The organism is Brevibacillus daliensis (assembly GCF_021245735.1).
Taxonomy (GTDB): Bacteria; Bacillota; Bacilli; order Brevibacillales; family Brevibacillaceae; genus Brevibacillus_B; species Brevibacillus_B daliensis.
In genome coordinates, this window is the sequence record NZ_JAJISB010000079.1 from 1 (window position 1) to 462 (window position 462).

Annotated in this window: 1 protein-coding gene; it reads left to right on the forward strand. The window is 34.8% G+C overall.

What is annotated here, in order from left to right:
• Positions 1-18: 18 nt before the first annotated feature.
• A partial coding sequence (locus tag LM917_RS24300) for a hypothetical protein (RefSeq protein ID WP_232700276.1) occupies positions 19-462 on the forward strand: 444 nt, incomplete at its 3' end.

Below are 462 nucleotides of genomic sequence, written 5' to 3' on the forward strand. Positions count from 1 at the left end.
ATATGAGGGTGGGGTTTCTTGCAAAGATTGAATTTAATTACTTTTTTGCTGGTCTTATTGGTCTTGATAACTGGTTGTAAATCAAAATCAATTAATGACGCAATCATCACGCATGTCCCGTATGATGTTAGAGAAATTATTCACCAAGTGCAAATCAGTAATGATAAAATCATGGTTTTTTATACTTTGGATGACGAAATTGAACAAGTAGGTAAACCGAAAAAGGTAAAAGATATATTGAATGTCGCATTTTTCAGAGGCAGTAATGAAGATGGGTGGGAGTTAGTAGGCCACAATGGTTGGTCAAAATTCGAGAGCAAAGATATGGAAACCTATGATGATACATTCTTTTTTAAGGAAGACGGTGCAAAAAAAAGCATAGCAGTTATGTACGGACGTATCTATAATCCGAACATTGTAAGAGTTGAAATTGGCAATGAAGAAACGGAATATACAGAAGCT